Below are 16,643 nucleotides of genomic sequence, written 5' to 3'. Positions count from 1 at the left end.
ACGGCCTCGCGGAAGCGACCCCGGACCAGGTCGACGTCCTGGGCACCGTCCCCGTGGCGGACCGAGGGCCGTGGGCGTTCCACCGGGAGCGCGCGGCGGATCGCTACGCACTGGTCAGGGGAAGCCGAGGGCGGGGCTGGGCTCGGGGGCGGTGGGGGCTTGGTACCAGGCCGCGAAGTACGGGCCGAGGTCGACGGCGGTGGCCGCCTGGGCCTGCACCTGCCACTCCTCGAAGGACCGGGTGGCGGGCCTGCTGGTCCAGTCCCGGGCCAGGCCGAAGAAGGCCTCGTCGCCGATCAGGGTGCGCAGCGCCTGCAGGGCCAGCGGCCCGCGGGTGTAGACGGCGTCGAAGAGGTGGTCCCGGCCCGGGTCGGTGAGGTCGACCGACCAGATCCGGCGGTCGCTCCGGGCGGCGGCGTAGGTGCGCTCGAACGCCGCCGCGGCCGACGGCCCGCCGGTGCGCTCCACCACCGCCCACGCGACCCAGGAAGCCCAGCCCTCGCTGTTGACGACGTCGTCCCAGGCCCGCAGCGTGACCTGGTCGCCGAACCACTGGTGGGCCAGCTCGTGGGCCAGGAGCTCGGGGGCGAAGTCCGCGTCGGTGATCGCCCGGGCGTCGTAGACGGGCCGGGTCTGGGTCTCCAGCGCGCCGAACTCCAGCGGGGCCGACGGCACCACCCCGCCCAGCTCGGTGAAGGGGTAGGGCCCGAACATCGTCTCCAGCACCCGCACCGTCGCGCCGCTCGTCCGCAGCCGGTCCAGGGCCGCCCGCTGCTGCCGGCCCGTCAGCTGCTCGGAGACCGCGTAGACGGTGGAGCGGCCGTCCTGGACGCCCTCCTCCAACCGGTACGGCCCGACGCTGACGAAGGCCAGATAGGTCGCCATCGGCTGGCCGGCCACCCAGTGCCAGGTGTCGAAGTCGGCCTCGTCGCCGGTGTCGCGCGACGCCAACCGCCCGACGCTCACCGCCTCCACCCCGGCGGGCACCCGCACCGAGACGTCGACCAGGGCCGGGTCGGAGGGGTGGTCGTCCGCCGGGAACCACCAGGCCGACGCCTCCGGCTCGCCGAACACCGACCACTCCGCGCCCCGCTGGTGGACCGGCGACGCACCGTCGACCTCGACGGCCGCGGGCGTGCCGGCGTACTCGACGCGGACGCTGAACTCCGCACCCACCGGCACCGGCCGGACCGGCTGCACCCGGACGTCGGTGGCCCCGTCGCGGCTGACGGCCGCCGCGGCCCCGTCCACCTGCACCGCCCGGACGTCGAGCGCCAGGTCGAACCAGAACCAGGCCAGGTCCTGCGTCGCGCGGGCCACGAACGTCGTCGTCCCGGTCAGCGAGCCGTCGCCCGCGCCCAGGTCGAGGTCGATGGTGTAGCGGTCCACGTCGTATCCGCTGTTGCCGGCCCGCGGGAAGTACGGGTCGCCGAGTCCGGGCTCGCCGCCGGTGCGCCCCGGCGCGGCCTCCCGCCGCTCCAGCACCAGCAGCACGGTGGTGACCAGCGCCCCGACCAGCAGCGCGGCCAGCGCGGCGAGCAGCAGCCGGCGGCGACGCCGTCGAGGTCGCGCCGGGCCCGGGTCAGCGCTCGACATGCACCAGCGAGCGCAGGTTGCGGTCCAGGTGCCAGGTGGCGAACGCCGCCGTGATGCCGCTGGCCTCGCGGGCGGTCGCGGTCTGGGCGTCCCGGGTGTCGACCCAGCGGCCCTCGAGCAGCGCCCCCAGCAGCTCCAGCGTGTCCGGGGACGGCCGCGAGGCCCCGGCCGGCCGGCAGCGCTCGCAGACCACGCCGCCGGCGACGGGGGAGAAGGCGGTGTGCGGGCCGACCACGCCGCAGCGGGCGCAGTCGTGGAAGGACGGCGCGTAGCCGGCGACCGCGAGCGCGCGGAGCAGGTAGGAGTCCAGGACCATCGACGCGGGCCGCGGTCCGTCGGCCGTGCCGCGGTTCAACACCCGCAGCGCGCCGACCAGCAGCAGGTACTGCTGCAGCGCCGGCTCACCCTCCTCGACCACCAGCCGGTCCGCCGTCTCCAGCATCACCTGGCCGGCGGTGTAGGTCGGGTAGTCCTCGGTCAGCGCGGGCCCGAACGCGTCCAGGGACTCGACCTGGGTCACCACGTCGAGGCTGCGGCCCTCGGCGAACTGCAGGTCGACGTGGGAGAAGGGCTCCAGCCGCGCACCGAACTTCGACGACGTCCGCCGCACCCCCTTGGCGACGGCCCGGATCTTGCCGCGCCGGCGGCTCAGCAGGGTGATGATCCGGTCGGCCTCGCCGAGCTTGTGCGTGCGCAGCACGAGCGCTTCGTCACGGTAGGTCGGCACCTCGATAGTGTCCCGCACATGGCCAAGACCCCGCGGCGGACGACGCGCGACACCCCCCGTCCGCCGGCCCGGCCGCCCGAGCCGCACCCCAGCGGTGCGCGCCCGCCGGCCCTGCCCGTCGCGAAGGTGCCGACGCACGTCGCCGTGGTCATGGACGGCAACGGCCGGTGGGCCAAGGCGCGCGGCCTCCCGCGCACCGCCGGCCACGCCCGCGGCGAGGACGCGCTCTTCGACGTCGTCGAGGGCGCCATCGAGGTCGGGGTGCGCTACCTGTCCGCCTACGCCTTCTCCACCGAGAACTGGAACCGCTCCCCGGACGAGGTCCGCTGGCTGATGGGCTTCAACCGCGACGTCATCCGCCGCCGGCGCGACCAGATGGACGCCCTCGGCGTCCGGGTCCGCTGGGCGGGCCGGCGGCCGCGGCTGTGGCGCAGCGTCATCGCCGAGCTGGAGGAGGCCGAGCGGCGGACGGTCGACAACGACGTGCTGACGCTGCAGTTCTGCGTCAACTACGGCGGCCGGGCCGAGATCGTCGACGCGGCCCGGCGGATCGCCGAGCTGGCGGCGGAGGGCCGGCTCGACCCGGCCAAGCTGACCGAGGAGCGCTTCCGGCGCTACCTCGACGAGCCGGAGATCCCCGACGTCGATCTCTTCGTCCGCTCCTCGGGGGAGCAGCGGACGTCGAACTTCCTGGTCTGGCAGTCGGCCTACGCGGAGATGGTGTTCCTCGACCAGCTGTGGCCGGACTTCGACCGCCGCGACCTCTGGCGGGCCGTCGAGCTCTACGCCGACCGGGACCGCCGCTACGGCGGGGCCGTCCCGAACGCCGTCCGTCCGGCCGACCCGGACAGCGGGGCGGGGCCAGCGTGAGAGAATCGTCGGATTCTGAACGGGACGATCCGCACCGCCGACCACCTCGGGGTGACGCGGCGGGAGGCGGGGTGAGGGCACGCAGATGAGCGGTAACGCAACCTATCGGCTCGGCAACACGAGCATCCTGGCGGTGTGCGGCGTCGAGGCGCCCGTCGTCGCCACGTCGGACTCCTTCGACGAGCGGCTGGCGGCGACCTACGAGCGCGTGGGGATGCTGCCCGGCATGCAGGAGCAGCTCGCCGGGGTCAAGGAGCGCCGTTGGTGGCCCGAGGACGTCTCGTTCGCCGACGCCGCCGCCATGGCGGGGGCCAAGGCGCTCGCCGAGTCGGGCGTCGACCCCTCCCAGGTCGGCCTGGTCATCAACACCTCCGTGTGCCGCGCGCACCTCGAGCCGTCGATCGCCGTCGAGGTGCACCACCAGCTGGGACTGCCCACGAGCTGTCTCAACTTCGACATCGCCAACGCCTGCCTCGGCTTCGTCAACGCCATCCAGCTGGCCGGGACCATGATCGACGCCGGGCAGATCGAGTACGCGCTGCTCGTCGACGCCGAGGGCTCCCGCGAGCTGCACGACAACACCATCACGAGCCTGCAGCGCCCGGAGACCACCGCCGAGGAGGTCAAGGAGGCGTTCGCCAGCCTGACCATCGGCTCGGGGGCCGCCGCCATGGTGCTGGGCCGGACCGACCGGCACCCGGAGGGCCACGTCGTCATCGGCGGCGCCAGCCGGGCGGGCAGCGAGCACCACGACCTCTGCGTCGGCGACCTCAGCGGGATGCGCACGGACAGCCGTGCGCTGTTCCAGGCCGGCATCGCCCTGGCCGTCGACACCTGGCACGAGGCGCAGGGCGACTTCGACTGGTCCGAGGTCGACTACTTCATGTGCCACCAGACCTCGGTCAAGCACATCGCCACCATGGCGAAGTCGGTGGGCGCCACCCCCGAGCAGTTCCCCATGACGGTGACCACCTACGGGAACCTCGGTCCCGCGGCCGTGCCGTTCACGCTCGCGCAGAGCGTCGACAAGCTGCAGGCCGGCATGCGGGTCATGCTGCTGGGGATCGGTTCGGGGCTCAACACGTCCTTCGCCGAGATCATCTGGTGACCTCGACGGCTCCCGGGTCCGCCCCGGCCGTCCCCGCCGACGTCCTCGCCTCGCTGCCCGACGTCGACCCCACCTGGTCCCGCACCGTCGAGGTCGCCGACGGCGAGGGCGTCCCGCACCTGTGGCACGTGCTCGACACCCACGCCCCGGGCCGCGCGCCCGCGGAGCCGGTCCGCGCGACCCTGCTCTGCGTGCACGGCAACCCCACCTGGTCGTTCCTGTGGCGCCGCTTCCTGGCCGCCGCCCCGGCGGGCTGGCGCGTGGTCGCCGTCGACCAGCTGGGCATGGGCTTCTCGGAGCGCCCGGCCGGGCCGCGCCGGTTCGCCGACCGGGTGGCCGACCTCGGCGACCTGACCGCGGCCCTCGGCGTCGACGGCCCCGTCGTCACCCTGGCCCACGACTGGGGCGGTCCCATCTCGCTGGGCTGGGCCCAGGCGCACCGCGACCAGCTGGCGGGCGTCGTGCTCACCAACACCGGCGTCGACCTGCCCGTCGACGACGAGCTGCCCCCGCTGATCCGGCTGGCCCGGACCCCGAGCCTGCGGCAGCTGGCCTGCACCACCACGCCGGCCTTCGTGCGCGGCGGGTCGCTGCTCTCGCGGCCGGCCCTGCCGGCGGACGCCGTGCACGGTCTGGTCGCGCCCTACGACCACCCCGGCCGGCGCCGTGCGGTCGCCGACTTCGTGGCCGACATCCCGCTGGAGGCCGACCACCCCAGCCGGCCGGCCTGGGACGCCATGGCCGACGGGGTCCGCTCCCTGGCCGACGTGCCCGTCCTGCTGGCCTGGGGCCCGCGGGACCCGGTGTTCGGCGAGCGGTTCCTCGAGGACCTGCTGCGACGCCTGCCGCAGGCCGACGTCCAGCGCTACCCGCCGGCGTCGCACCTGGTCACCGAGGACGCCCCGCAGACCGCCGTCGACATCTGGCGCTGGGTGGTGGAGCGGGTCGCCCCCACCCTGGCCGGCGCCAGGCCCGCCGAGCCCACCCCGCCGCGGCCGCCGCTCGCCCCCGAGGACCTGCCCTGGGCCGCGCTGCTGCGCCGCGCCGACGACGAGTCCACCGCCGTCGCCGAGGTGCACGGCCCGGTCACCAGTCGCACCTCGTTCGCCCTGCTGAACGCCCGGATCCGCGACGTCGCCGCCGGCCTGGTCGCCTCCGGCGTGCGCCCGGGGGAGCGGGTGGCCCTGCTCGTCCCGCCCGGCCTCGAGCTCACCGTCGCGGTGTACGCCTGCTGGCGCGCCGGCGCGGCGATCGTCGTCGCCGACGCCGGCCTCGGCCTGCGGGGGATGGCGCACGCCCTGCGCAGCGCCGCCCCCGACCACGTCATCGGCATCCCGAAGGCCCTCGTCGCCCTCGGCGCCCTGGGCGTGCCCGGCCGGCGGATCGCGGTCGGCGGTTCGCCGCTGGCCGCCCGCTCCTTCGGCTGGGTCGGCGAGCTGTCGGCCCTGGAGGCCCTGGGCCGTGACCGCGACCTGCCGGACCCGGGCCTGGAGGACGTCGAGGGCGCGGTGCTGTTCACCTCCGGCGCGACCGGCCCGGCCAAGGGCGTGGTCTACCGGCTCTCGCAGCTGCGCGAGCAGATCCGCCAGGTCGCGACGGTGCTCCGGCTCGGCCCGGACGACCGGCTGGTCGCCGCCTTCGCGCCGTTCGCCCTCTACGGCCCGGCCATCGGGATCGGCGCCGTCGCCCCCGACATGGACGTCACCGCACCCGGCACCCTCACCGCCACCGCGCTCGCCGACGCGGTGCTGGCCATCGACGCCACCTCGGTGTTCGCGTCCCCGGCAGCGCTGCGCAACGTCGTGGCCACCGCCGACGAGCTGGACGCCCGCCGCCGCGACGCCCTGCGCGGGGTCCGCACCGTGCTCTCGGCCGGGGCCCCCGTCCCGCTGCCCCTGCTCCGCCAGGTGCAGGCGCTGCTACCCGACGCCGAGCTGCACACCCCCTACGGGATGACCGAGGTGCTGCCGGCCACCGACATCGCGCTGGCCCAGATCGAGGCGGCGGGCCCCGGCGACGGCGTCTGCGTCGGCCTCCCGCTGCCCGGGGTGACGCTGCGGATCAGCCCGCTCGACGCGCTGGGCCGCGCCGACGGCGCGCTGACCGACGAGCCCGGCGTGCGGGGGGAGATCTGCATCGCCGCCGCGCACCGCAAGGACCGCTACGACCGCCTGTGGGCCACCGAGCAGCAGAGCTCCCGCAACCCCGGCTACCACCGCAGTGGTGACGTCGGCCACCTCGACGCGGAGGGTCGGCTGTGGGTCGAGGGGCGGCTGGTGCACGTCGTCACCACCGCCGACGGCCCCGTCACCCCGGTCGGGGTGGAGCAGCAGATCGAGGCCTCGGACGCCGTCCGCGCGACCGCCGTCGTCGGGGTCGGGCCGGTCGGCGCCCAGCAGGTGGTCGCGGTCGTGGTCCCCGCCGACGGACGTCGCCGGCGGCAGCCGCTGGCCGAGCCGGACCTCGCCGACGCCGTCCGCGCCGCCTCGCCCGTCCCGCTGGCCGCGGTGCTGGTGGTCGACGCGCTGCCGGTCGACATCCGGCACGCCTCCAAGGTCGACCGCGCCCGGCTGGCCCGCTGGGCCGGCCGGCTGCTGGCCGGCGAGCGACCCGGGAAGGTGTGACGTGGAGGTCCTGGTCGCGTGAAGGTCCTGGTCACGGGGGCCAGCGGGATGCTCGGCGGGGCGACGGCCCGGGCGCTCGCGGACCGCGGCGACGACGTCACGGTGCTGCAACGCCGGCCCGCGGGGCTGGGGCTGCGCGAGGTGCAGGCCGACGTGGCCGACCCCGCTGCCGTGCTGCGCGCCGTCGACGGGCACGAGGCCGTCGTCCACCTGGCCGCGAAGGTCAACATCACCGGGGCCTGGGCCGACTACGCGCGGATCAACATCGACGGCACCCGGGCCGTCGTCGACGCCTGCCGCCGGACCGGCGTCGCCCGCCTGGTCGACGTCTCCTCGCCGTCGGTCGCGCACGCCGGGCGCTCGCTGGTCGGGGCCGGCGCCGGGCCGGCCGACCCGGACGCCGCCCGCGGTCCGTACGCCCGCAGCAAGGCGGCCGCGGAGCTGCTGGCGCTGGCCGCCGACGGGCCGGCGCTCGCCGTCGTGGCCGTCCGCCCGCACCTGGTCTGGGGCCCGGGGGACACCCAGCTGGTCGCCCGGATCGTCCGGCGCGCCCGGCAGGGCCGGCTGCCGCTGATGGGGGCCGGTGCGGTCCTCGTCGACACCACCTACGTGGACAACGCGGTGGACGCCCTGGTCGCCGCGCTCGACCGCTGCCGGCCCGACGGCCTGCACGGGGAGGCGCTGGTGGTGAGCAACGGCGAGCCGCGGCCGATCGCGGAGGTCCTCGGCGCCTGGGCGGAGGCGGGCGGGGCACCGCGGCCGGGCCGCCACGTGCCGGTGCCGCTCGCCCTGGCGGCCGGGGCGGTCACCGAGGCGCTGTGGGCCCTGCGGCCGGGCGACGACGCCGACCCGCCGCTCAACCGCTTCCTGGTCGAGCAGCTCTCCACGGCGCACTGGTTCGACCAGCGGCGGACCCGGGAGGCGCTGGGGTGGCGGCCCGCCGTCAGCCTCGACGAGGGCTTCGCGCGGCTGGCCCGGTGGTACGCCGAGGGCGGCCCCGGCCGGTCCTGAGGCTCAGCAGGAGCCGCAGGTCCCGAAGATCTCCAGGTCGTGGCTGACGTCGCGGAAGCCGTGCTCGTCGGCGACGGCGCTGGCCCACCGCTCGACGGCCGGCCCGGACACCTCGACGGTCCGGCCGCAGCTGCGGCAGACGAGGTGGTGGTGGTGCCCCGACGAGCAGCGGCGGTACGCGGTCTCGCCGTCGTCGGTGCGCAGGGCGTCGAGCTGGCCGGACTCGACCATCGCCTGCAGGGTGCGGTACACCGTGGTCAGGCCGACGCTGTCGCCCTGGCGGCGCAGCACGTCGTGGATCTGCTGCGCCGTCCGGAACTCCTCCAGGTGGGTGAGGATCTGGTCGACGGCGGCGCGCTGCCGGGTGCGGCGCTGCGGGGCGGCGGGGGTGGTGCCGGGCTGGTCCATGTCAGTGCTCGTCGTAGTGGTCGGCGTGGGCCGCGTGCCGGTGGCCCTCGTGCACGTAGTCGGTGTGGTCCCCGTGCCGCAGGGCCCGGTGCCCGCAGCCCTCGTCGTGCCGGTGCGGGTGGACGTCCTCGGCCACCACGTGGCCCGCGCCGTCGAGGGCGGCGGCCGGGTCGACGGGCAGCTCGAGGACCGCCCGCCGGCGGCGCACCAGCACCGAGACCGGCCAGCTGAGGGCGAACACGGCGATGGCCAGCACCACGATCAGGGCGCCCGGGGCGGCGTCGGCGTAGTAGGAGCCGGTGGCCCCGCCCACGGCGACGAGGGCGCCGACCGCCATCGCGCAGGCCAGCGTGGCGTAGAAGCCGCGCACGAGGTTCTGCGCCGCCGCGACCGGGATGACCATCAGCGCGCTGACCAGCAGCAGGCCGACCGTCCGCATCGCCAGGCTGACGGTGATGGCGGCCAGCACGACGATCAGCACGTTGTAGAACCGGACGGGCAGGCCCAGGGTGCGCGCGTGCTGCTCGTCGGTGCAGACGGCGAACAGCTGCGGGGCGAGCCCCAGGGCGGGGACCAGGACGACGACGGCCAGCACGGCCACCAGCCGCAGGTCCGCGGCCGTGACGGTGGTGAGGGAGCCGAACAGGTACTGCGACAGCGCGCCCGCCCCGGCACCGGCGATGCCGGACATCAGCACGCCGGCGGCCAGGCCGCCGTAGAACAGGATGGCCAGCCCGACGTCGCCGGTGGCCTTGCCGAGCTGGCGGAGCAGCTCGACGACGACCGCGCCCGCGATGCACACCACCACGGCGACCGGGATCGGAGCGCTGCCGGTGAGCAGGGCGAGGCCGACGCCGGCGATGGCCACGTGGCCGAGGCCGTCGCCGAGCAGGCTGAGCCGGCGCTGGACCACGTAGACGCCGATGGCGGGGGCGATCAGGCCGGTGAGCAGGGCGGCCAGCAGGGCGCGCTGCATGAAGGGGAAGCCGAGCAGCTCGCTCACCGGATGACCGTCCCGTCCAGCCAGTGCGGGTCGACGGGCTCGGGCTCGTGGTGCTCGCCGCCCGCGGCGGGGTGCAGGCGGGCTCCCAGGGAGGCCAGCGGACCGTCCAGGGCCACCCGGCCCTCGCGGAGCACGACGCCCCGGTCGACCAGGGCGCCCAGGCTGCCCACGTCGTGCAGCACGACGAGGACGGCGGTGCCCGCCGCGACCAGGTCGGCCAGGACGGCGGTCAGCACCTCCTGGTGGGCCAGGTCGACCCCGGCCGTCGGCTCGTCGAGGACCAGCAGCCGCGGCTCGGCGGCCAGCGCGCGGGCGATCAGCACCCGCTGCTGCTGCCCGCCGGAGAGCACGGCGAGGTCGTCGCGGGCCCGGTCGGTGAGGTCGACGGCCGCCAGGGCCCGCGCGACGGCCGCGCGGTCGGCGGCCCGGGCGGGGACGAAGGGCCGGCGGTGGGCCAGCCGGCCCGACCCGACCACCTCGCGGACCTTGGCGCCGCCCGGGGCCGCGGCGGAGCGCTGCGGCACGTAGCCGACGTCGCGCCAGGACCGGAAGCGGCGCAGCGGGGTGCCGAACAGGTCGACCGAGCCGCGGCTGAGCGGCACCAGGCCGAGCAGCGCGCGGACCAGCGTCGACTTCCCGGAGCCGTTGCCACCGAGCAGGGCGACGACCTCGCCCGGCTGCACGGCGAGGTCCACCCCGCGCAGCACCGGCAGCCCGCCCAGCTCCACGGAGACGTCGTGCGCCTGCAGCACCGGCGACGGCGCCCCCCCGCCGGCCGGGTCGCCCTCACCTAGGAGCATCCGTTCGCCTTCTGCAGGGCGGCCAGGTTCGAGCGCATGACGGCAACGTAGTCCTGCCCGCGCGAGGAGCCGGTGATGCCCTCCACCGGGTCGAGCACGTCGGTGGCCAGGCCGAGGTCGCCGGCGATGGCCTCGGCGATGGCCGGGGAGACCAGCGTCTCCGAGAAGATCGTCGTCACCCCGTGCTCCTGGGCCTCCTGCTGGACCTCCGCGATGCGCGCGGGGGAGGGCTCGGCGTCGGGGCTCAGCCCGGTGATGCCGATCTGGGTCAGCCCGTAGCGCGCCGCCAGGTAGCCGAACGCCGTGTGGGTGGTGATGAACGCCTGCCGCTCGCAGCCGGCCAGGCCGGTGCGGAACTCCTGGTCGAGCGTCGCCAGCTCGGCGTCCAGGGCCGCCGCGCTGGTCCGGTAGTCCGCGGCGTGGTCCGGGTCGAGCGCGGTGAGCTGGTCGCGCACCGCCGCGGTGATGGTGGCCATCTGGGTGGGGTCGAGCCAGACGTGCGGGTCGAGGCCGCCGTGCTCGTGCTCCTCCTCCGCGTGCCCCTCCCCGTGCTCCTCCTCCGCGTGCTCCCCGGCGGCGCCGAGCGGCTGCAGCGGGACCACGGTCGCGGTGTCGAGGACGTGCTGGTTGCCGCTCTGGTCGACCGCCTCGTCCACCGCGGCCTGGAAGGTCCGCTCGTAGACCACGAGGTCGGCCGTCGTGACCGAGGCCACCTGCCGGGGCGTCAGCTCCAGGTCGTGCGGCTCGGCGCCCGGCTGGGTCAGGCTGGTGACCCGCGCGTGCGGACCCGCGACACGCTCGGCGACGAACTGGAAGGGGTAGAACGACGCCACGACGCTCAGCTGGCCCGGCTGGCCCGGAGTGGCTGCCGCCCCGTCCGCTCCGCCACAGCCCGCCGCCAGCAGCAGGGCGGACGCCGCGAGCAGCGCGGCGAACGGACGCGCGTTCTTGTTCATGACAACCATTTTCATCTGCGGGAGGTGGCCGGTCAAGTCGGCCGTGGTCCCGCGCGGGCCGAGGCGACCGTCAGCCCGTCCGCCCCTCCTCGGCGACGGGCGTCGACCCGGGGGCGCTGCCCAGGGCGAAGATCGAGTCCCGCAACCGGTGCAGGGTGAGGTCCAGGTCGCCGGAGACCTCGTGCAGCAGCCGGCGGATCCGGAGGTCGCGGCTCCGACCGGCCGCGTCCTGCACCTTGGTCCCGGTGGACAGCAAGGAGGACGCGACGTGGTCGTGGAGGTCCCGGGCGATCCGGTCGCGGTCCTCGAGCTGGGCGACCCGCTGGTGCACCGCCCGGGCGCGGATCAGGTCCAGGGCCATCGCCACATGGCCCAGGAAGGTCTCCGCCATGTCGAGGTCGACGGCGCCGAACGGTGGGCGGCTGACGTGCCGGCCGGCGAGCAGCAGCCCGCGCAGGCCGGAGACGCCGTGCACGGGCAGCACCAGGACGGGTCCGATGCCGAGGGCGGCGAGGCCGTCGAGGCACGCGGAGCCGGTCCGGTCGCCGACGTCGAGGTGAGCGCCCCGGCCGGCGGCCAGCACCTCGGCGACCAGGGGGTCGTCGCCCTGCAGCGCGAGCCCGGCCAGCGTCTCGGCCCGGTCCCCGAGCCCGACCGCCGGCCGCAGCTGCTGGCGGTCCGGTTCGGGCACCCAGGCCGTCACCAGCTCGGCGTCGGCGAGCTTCTGCACGCTGCGGGCCACCAGGGCGACGGCCTCGGTCTCGGTGACCACGGCCAGGGTGCCGTTGCTGAGCTCGGCGGCCTCCTGCAGCCACTCCTGGCGGCGGCGCGCCTCCTCGTACAGGCGGGCGTTCTCGATGGCGGTGCCCGCGCTGGAGGCCAGCCCCAGCAGCACGTCCTCGTCCTCGGTCGTCAGCCCGCCCTCGGGCTCCACGACCAGCAGGACGGCCAGCACGTGGCGCCGGTGGTGGACCGCGAAGGCGGTGCAGCCGGCCGACCAGGGCGCCGGGAGCCCGTCGCCGGCCAGCCGGGCGACGGTCGCCGCCTTGAGCCCGCGGAGCCCGGAGGTCAGGGCCGACGCGTCGGCCGGGTCGAGCGGGAGGCAGCCGACGACGGCCAGGTCGTCGTCCCGCTGCACCAGCTGGACCACCGAGCCGTCCGCGTCGAGCACGGCGAGCGTGGCGTCCGGCAGCCCGACGAGGCGGTGCGCGGCCTCGACGACCCGGCGGTGCAGTGAGGGGAGGGAGAGCTCCTCGACGACGGCGGCGCTCTCGCGCATCAGCAGCCGGAGCCGGGTGGAGACCTCGGAGGCCTCCATGCCGCCGTCGGCCGGTGCGTCGTGGGCGCCGGCCGGGACGGCCGGGCGCGCCGGGGCGCGGGTGGTGGAGGTGCTGCTGGTGGGGCTCCGGGGGGATGCCGTCGTCATGTGCAGGCCTCTCGCTCTGCGTGCGGTCCCCGGGCCCTGCCAGCCTAGGACACCGGGACGGACTTCGCAGCCGAGCCGGGGTGACGCCCGGTCACAGGCGGCTCAGCCCCAGCCCGACGACGAGTCCGAGCATGACCACCCGCAGCACCCGGCCCGAGGCCGGTACCACCGGCCAGGACAGGTAGGCGATCCAGGCCACGAAGATCCCGACGACGGCCAGCGCGACCAGCCCGACGGCCGGCGGTGCGAGGACCCCCACCGCGATGAGCGCGATCGTGGCGAGCGGGACGACCGCGCGCGGCAGGGCGTGCAGCCGCAGCAGCAGGGGCCGGGTGGTGCGCTCGACCGAGGTGCGCAGCGTCGGGGTGGTCGGACCGGCAGGCATGCGGTCCAGTGTGGCAGGGCGGAGGCGGCGCTGCCCCGCACGAGGCCGGCACCCTCGGCGCGCGCGGGCCTCAGAACGCGGCGCCCACCGGGGTCGGCTCGGGGGCGAGCCGGGCTAGCAGCCGGTCGAAGACGCGCTGCCGGTCGAACTGCAGGGCGTGGTCGCGGGCGCGCAGCTCCATCGCCTCGCGCTCGTGCTCGGGCAGGCTCAGCGCCTCGTCGAGGGCGGCGGCGATCGCTACCGGGTCCTCGACGGGCACGATCAGCGCGTGGTCGCCCACCGCCTCGCCGATGCCCCCGGTGTCGGTGGTGATGACGGGCCCGCCACCCGCCAGCATCTTCTCCACCAGCGCGATCCCGAAGGTCTCGACGAACTCCGGCCGGGGCTTGCTGGGCAGCACGAAGGCGGCGCAGCCGGCCATCAGGTCGGGCTTCTCGTCGTCGTCCACGTCGTCGAGGAAGCGGATGCGGTCCGCGGCCGGGCTCGCGGCCGCCACCCGGTGCAGGTGCTCGGCCTCGGGCCCGTTCCCGGCCAGCACCAGGGTGAGCCCCCGGCAGCGCTCGCTGGCCGCGAAGCCGGCGATCAGCTCGTCGACGCCCTTGGCGTGCGCGAGCCGGGACAGGAACAGCACGTAGCCGTTGCGGTGCAGGCCGCGCCGCTCCAGCGTCGCCGAGAAGTGGTCGAGGTCCTGGGTCAGGTAGTCGGCCGTGTTGATCGCCGGGTAGGAGATGGCGACCCGGTCGCGGCACTGCGCGGCGAAGCGGGTGCCGTGGGCGGCGTCGACGGCTTCGGCCGAGGCGATCACGAGGTCGCGGGTGTAGGCCGAGACCGCGACCGGCACGTCGCTGGACAGGTAGGCGGTGAGCACGTGCGCCGCGGCCCCGAACCGGCCCTCCGCGACGCAGGACCGGACGACGTTGGTGACGTCGGAGCCCACGGCCTCGGCGATCGTCGTCACGTCCACCGGCAGGCCGGTGGCCCGGGCCACCCCGACGGCGTCGTGGACGGCGACGGTGTGCGGGCTGAGGTAGAGCGACATGGCGACGGTGGGCACGCCGTCGGTGAACAGCTCGACGAGCCGGCCCACCAGCCCGGCGAGGTAGCGCCCGTCGGGCACCTTGTAGTCGCCGACCGGCGCCGGCCGCTCCACCTCGATGCCGACGCTGTAGGGGCTGACGCCGTCCAGCGGCTTCAGCGGCAGGCCGGTCTCGGCGAGCCGGTCGAGCGGCCAGGTGACGATCCGGACCTCGGTGAAACCGCGCAGCAGCGCGGCCTCGGCCAGGTTCCGGGCCTCGCCCGAGTGCCCGCAGATCACGGGGTCGGCGCGGACGACGATGACGAGACGGCGGCGCGGCGGGAGGTCGCGGCGGGGTCGACGGTTCATGCGACGGCCTTTCTGCAGAGGGGGGACCGGGGACCGGGAGGTCGCCGGTCAGCCGGCGGGGTCACGGGGGACCGCCGGGTGGGAGGGGACGGCGGGCGTGGCCGGGGCGGAGACCGACGGCGGCCGGCTCGTGGTGCCCCAGGCGGACGGGCTCGGTCCGAGCTCGACGACCAGCCGACCGCCGCGGTGCAGGTCGCGTGCGGGCAGCCAGCTCTGCTCGAGGGGCCGGCCGTTGAAGGTGACCGTCTGGACGTACTGGACGGGGCCGCCGGCGACCGGCTCGACGAAGCCCGTGGTCTCCACGGCCAGCTCCTCCTCACCGAGCCGGATCCGGGACTGCGAGAACGACGGCGCGTTGACCAGGTAGAGGGACTGGCCGGCGATGGGGAACAGCCCGAGGCTCGCCCAGACGTACCAGGAGCTCAGACCGCCGGAGTCGTCGTTCCCGGGCAGGCCGCCGCGGCCGAGGCCGAACATCGCGTGCACGGCGGCGTGCACCACCTCCGCGGTGCGGTCGGGCCGGCCGACGTAGTGGTAGGCCCAGGGGACCTCCATGTCCGGCTCGTTGTTCAGCCCCTCGAACCGGTTCAGCGCGTAGCCGGCCAGCATCTCGGCCACGCCCGGCCGCTCGCCGACCTGGCGGACCGGCTCCGCGCCGTAGCCGAAGAAGGAGTCGAGCAGGGCCACGAAGGCGTCGTCGCCGCCGGCCAGGTCGATGCGGGCCTGCATGTCGTGCAGCACCCGGAAGGAGTAGTTCCACCGGCCGCCCTCGTAGTAGGAGGAGTCGACCAGCAGCCCGGTCGCCGGGTCGAACGCGTTGACCCACTGCCGGGCGAGGGCGTCGCACTGCTCGGCCAGGGCGACGTCGCCGACGTGCCGGGCGACCTGCGCCGTGCAGTGGTAGCCGAAGGCCAGGTCCAGGGTGTGGGTGATCGGGTGGACCACGCCCCGGAGCAGGAACTCCTCGCCGTAGGCGCGGCGCAGGTCGGTGTCCATGTGCACCAGTGCCCAGTCCCAGTCGACGCCGGGGACGCCCAGCTGGCACAGGTCGGCGAGGAAGGTCTGGGCCAGCGCGCTGCCCTGCCGGGAGAACCGGTCGGTGCCCTTGGCCATCCGGTACCCGATGGGCAGGTTGCCCTCCTCCTCGCACACGTAGAGCAGGGCGTGGGCCAGCTCGGCCGCCCGCTCCGGGAACAGCGCGGTGATCAGCGGCAGCTGCGTCCGGTACATGTCCCAGAGGGTGCAGAGGTCGAACACGAAGGGACCGTCGGTCGGCCAGAACGGGCTCTCGTCCGGGGCGAAGCAGGGCTTGACCAGCGAGTGGTAGAGCGCGGTGGAGAAGATGCGCTGCCGCTCGCTGGAGGGCGTCTCGATGCGGATGCGGCTCAGGTCGCGGCGCCACTGCGCCGAGGTCTCGGCGTGCCGGGCGTCGAAGCTGGTCGTCGTGCTGCAGGGCGAGGTCGACCCGGCGGGTGTCGCGCCGAGGTCGGTGATCAGGTTGGTCCGCGCCTGGTCCACGCCGCGCAGGGAGAACCCGAAGCGCAGCTCCAGCACCTGGCCGGGCTCGGTGTCGCCGCGCCACATGAGCCCGAACGGCCGCAGGGTGGTCGGCCGGATCCGGTCGAAGTCCAGCCGGGTGCCGCCCGGCATCAGCCGCCGGTCGTACCAGAGGAGCTGCTGCCAGCCGTCGACGTCGGCCTCGAGGTGGACGGCCAGCGGGGCGCCCTCGACGACGATCTCGGCCTGGGCGACGCCGGGGGCCAGGGCCTCCAGGTGCGCACGCAGCGGGACGGTGGCGCCGTAGGGGATGGCCAGCCCGCCAGCGGAGAAGTCGATGACCAGCCGGGCGTCCTTGTGGGCCGGGAAGGTGTAGCGGTGCACCGCGCTCTTCGGGCCGACGGTCAGCTCGGCACGGATGCCGGAGGCCAGCGTCGCGGCGTAGTAGCCGGGCTCGGCCCGCTCCTCGCGCAGCTCCCAGGCGGTGCCGAGGGCGTCGAGCGGCTCCACCATCGGGGTGACGCGGAAGTAGTTGTAGTACTTGCGGATGGCGCCGGTGCCCGACTGCTGGAAGTGGGTGAACCCGGTAGCCTGGAGGCGGTCGAACAGCTGCGGCGGCACGCCCTCGGTGTTGAGCTCGTACTGGCCGTAACCCGTCGGGTAGGCGCCGGAGTAGGCGCACGCCGAGACCATGCCGAACGGGTGCGCGGCGCCGGGATGGGTGTTGCCGACCTGCGGCTTGGGCCACCACCAGGTCGCCGCCAGGCCGGTGGGCGGGGGCAGCGCGGTCGCGGCGGACCCCAGGAACGGGTCGACGTGCTCGATCACCGGTGCCTCCCGCCGACGTG

General features: G+C 75.6%; 14 protein-coding genes. 4 read left to right on the top strand and 10 right to left on the bottom strand.

All coding sequences use genetic code 11. The annotated features are described in order from the left end of the window. Nucleotides 1-114 precede the first annotated feature (114 nt). Entirely contained in the window at nucleotides 115-1,596 is a 1,482-nt protein-coding gene (locus BLT72_RS14505) for a M1 family metallopeptidase (RefSeq protein WP_091413757.1), read from the bottom strand. Continuing rightward, on the bottom strand, nucleotides 1,583-2,323 hold the full coding sequence (gene recO, locus BLT72_RS14500) for a DNA repair protein RecO (protein ID WP_091413756.1): 741 nt from the start codon (nucleotides 2,321-2,323) through the stop codon (nucleotides 1,583-1,585). Before recO ends, BLT72_RS14505 begins: the two co-directional genes overlap by 14 nt. A gap of 18 nt (nucleotides 2,324-2,341) precedes the next feature. Here recO and BLT72_RS14495 point away from each other — a divergent pair, with 18 nt between their 5' ends. The 4 genes from BLT72_RS14495 to BLT72_RS14480 all read left to right on the top strand — a co-directional run bounded on the left by BLT72_RS14495 (nucleotide 2,342) and on the right by BLT72_RS14480 (nucleotide 7,936). After that, nucleotides 2,342-3,193: an isoprenyl transferase gene (locus BLT72_RS14495; RefSeq protein WP_091413754.1), complete on the top strand. Its 852-nt coding sequence runs from the start codon at nucleotides 2,342-2,344 to the stop codon at nucleotides 3,191-3,193. Nucleotides 3,194-3,278: 85 nt separating this feature from the next. Continuing rightward, nucleotides 3,279-4,301: a 3-oxoacyl-ACP synthase III gene (locus tag BLT72_RS14490; protein WP_091413752.1), complete on the top strand. Its 1,023-nt coding sequence runs from the start codon at nucleotides 3,279-3,281 to the stop codon at nucleotides 4,299-4,301. After that, entirely contained in the window at nucleotides 4,298-6,925 is a 2,628-nt protein-coding gene (locus BLT72_RS14485) for an alpha/beta fold hydrolase (protein ID WP_091413750.1), read from the top strand. Before BLT72_RS14490 ends, BLT72_RS14485 begins: the two co-directional genes overlap by 4 nt. Nucleotides 6,926-6,943: 18 nt before the next feature. After that, the gene (locus tag BLT72_RS14480) at nucleotides 6,944-7,936 is read left to right on the top strand and encodes an NAD-dependent epimerase/dehydratase family protein (protein WP_091413748.1); all 993 of its coding nucleotides are present in this window, start codon (nucleotides 6,944-6,946) and stop codon (nucleotides 7,934-7,936) included. Nucleotides 7,937-7,939: 3 nt separating this feature from the next. Here the strand turns inward: BLT72_RS14480 and BLT72_RS14475 are convergent, their stop codons facing one another. The 8 genes from BLT72_RS14475 to BLT72_RS14440 all read right to left on the bottom strand — a co-directional run bounded on the left by BLT72_RS14475 (nucleotide 7,940) and on the right by BLT72_RS14440 (nucleotide 16,623). Next, nucleotides 7,940-8,344, bottom strand: a complete 405-nt coding sequence (locus BLT72_RS14475; RefSeq protein ID WP_091413746.1) for a Fur family transcriptional regulator — start codon at nucleotides 8,342-8,344, stop codon at nucleotides 7,940-7,942. A 1-nt stretch (nucleotide 8,345) separates the two neighbouring features. Further along, the gene (locus tag BLT72_RS14470) at nucleotides 8,346-9,320 is read right to left on the bottom strand and encodes a metal ABC transporter permease (RefSeq protein WP_091417509.1); all 975 of its coding nucleotides are present in this window, start codon (nucleotides 9,318-9,320) and stop codon (nucleotides 8,346-8,348) included. A 23-nt stretch (nucleotides 9,321-9,343) separates the two neighbouring features. Next, the gene (locus BLT72_RS14465) at nucleotides 9,344-10,147 is read right to left on the bottom strand and encodes a metal ABC transporter ATP-binding protein (protein ID WP_091413744.1); all 804 of its coding nucleotides are present in this window, start codon (nucleotides 10,145-10,147) and stop codon (nucleotides 9,344-9,346) included. Beyond that, a complete protein-coding gene (locus BLT72_RS14460; protein WP_091413742.1) occupies nucleotides 10,138-11,103 on the bottom strand; it encodes a metal ABC transporter substrate-binding protein in 966 nt (321 codons plus the stop codon). The genes BLT72_RS14465 and BLT72_RS14460 overlap by 10 nt, the downstream gene beginning before the upstream one ends. 70 nt (nucleotides 11,104-11,173) lie before the next feature. After that, a complete protein-coding gene (locus BLT72_RS14455; protein WP_091413740.1) occupies nucleotides 11,174-12,529 on the bottom strand; it encodes a GAF domain-containing protein in 1,356 nt (451 codons plus the stop codon). A gap of 91 nt (nucleotides 12,530-12,620) precedes the next feature. Then, complete coding sequence (locus BLT72_RS14450; RefSeq protein ID WP_342587403.1) at nucleotides 12,621-12,923, bottom strand: DUF6703 family protein; 303 nt, start codon at nucleotides 12,921-12,923, stop codon at nucleotides 12,621-12,623. A 61-nt stretch (nucleotides 12,924-12,984) separates the two neighbouring features. Next, nucleotides 12,985-14,298, bottom strand: coding sequence for a glycosyltransferase (locus BLT72_RS14445; RefSeq protein ID WP_091413737.1), 1,314 nt, complete (start codon nucleotides 14,296-14,298; stop codon nucleotides 12,985-12,987). Between the two features lie 48 nt (nucleotides 14,299-14,346). Next, on the bottom strand, nucleotides 14,347-16,623 hold the full coding sequence (locus BLT72_RS14440) for a glycoside hydrolase domain-containing protein (RefSeq protein WP_091413735.1): 2,277 nt from the start codon (nucleotides 16,621-16,623) through the stop codon (nucleotides 14,347-14,349). Nucleotides 16,624-16,643 lie beyond the last annotated feature (20 nt).

The sequence above is a fragment of the Friedmanniella luteola genome (assembly GCF_900105065.1).
GTDB lineage: Bacteria > Actinomycetota > Actinomycetes > Propionibacteriales > Propionibacteriaceae > Microlunatus > Microlunatus luteolus.
Note: the sequence above shows the minus strand (reverse complement) of the source record. Positions and strands in the feature narration are given on the sequence as shown.

What these genes read in the sequence shown, in the direction of transcription:
- BLT72_RS14455 (WP_091413740.1), bottom strand. Translation starts at nt 12,529, where the DNA reads ATGACGACGGCATCCCCCCGGAGCCCCACCAGCAGCACCTCCACCACC.
- BLT72_RS14495 (WP_091413754.1), top strand. Translation starts at nt 2,342, where the DNA reads ATGGCCAAGACCCCGCGGCGGACGACGCGCGACACCCCCCGTCCGCCG.
- BLT72_RS14465 (WP_091413744.1), bottom strand. Translation starts at nt 10,147, where the DNA reads ATGCTCCTAGGTGAGGGCGACCCGGCCGGCGGGGGGGCGCCGTCGCCG.
- BLT72_RS14460 (WP_091413742.1), bottom strand. Translation starts at nt 11,103, where the DNA reads ATGAACAAGAACGCGCGTCCGTTCGCCGCGCTGCTCGCGGCGTCCGCC.
- BLT72_RS14470 (WP_091417509.1), bottom strand. Translation starts at nt 9,320, where the DNA reads ATGCAGCGCGCCCTGCTGGCCGCCCTGCTCACCGGCCTGATCGCCCCC.
- BLT72_RS14505 (WP_091413757.1), bottom strand. Translation starts at nt 1,596, where the DNA reads ATGTCGAGCGCTGACCCGGGCCCGGCGCGACCTCGACGGCGTCGCCGC.
- BLT72_RS14490 (WP_091413752.1), top strand. Translation starts at nt 3,279, where the DNA reads ATGAGCGGTAACGCAACCTATCGGCTCGGCAACACGAGCATCCTGGCG.
- BLT72_RS14475 (WP_091413746.1), bottom strand. Translation starts at nt 8,344, where the DNA reads ATGGACCAGCCCGGCACCACCCCCGCCGCCCCGCAGCGCCGCACCCGG.
- BLT72_RS14445 (WP_091413737.1), bottom strand. Translation starts at nt 14,298, where the DNA reads ATGAACCGTCGACCCCGCCGCGACCTCCCGCCGCGCCGCCGTCTCGTC.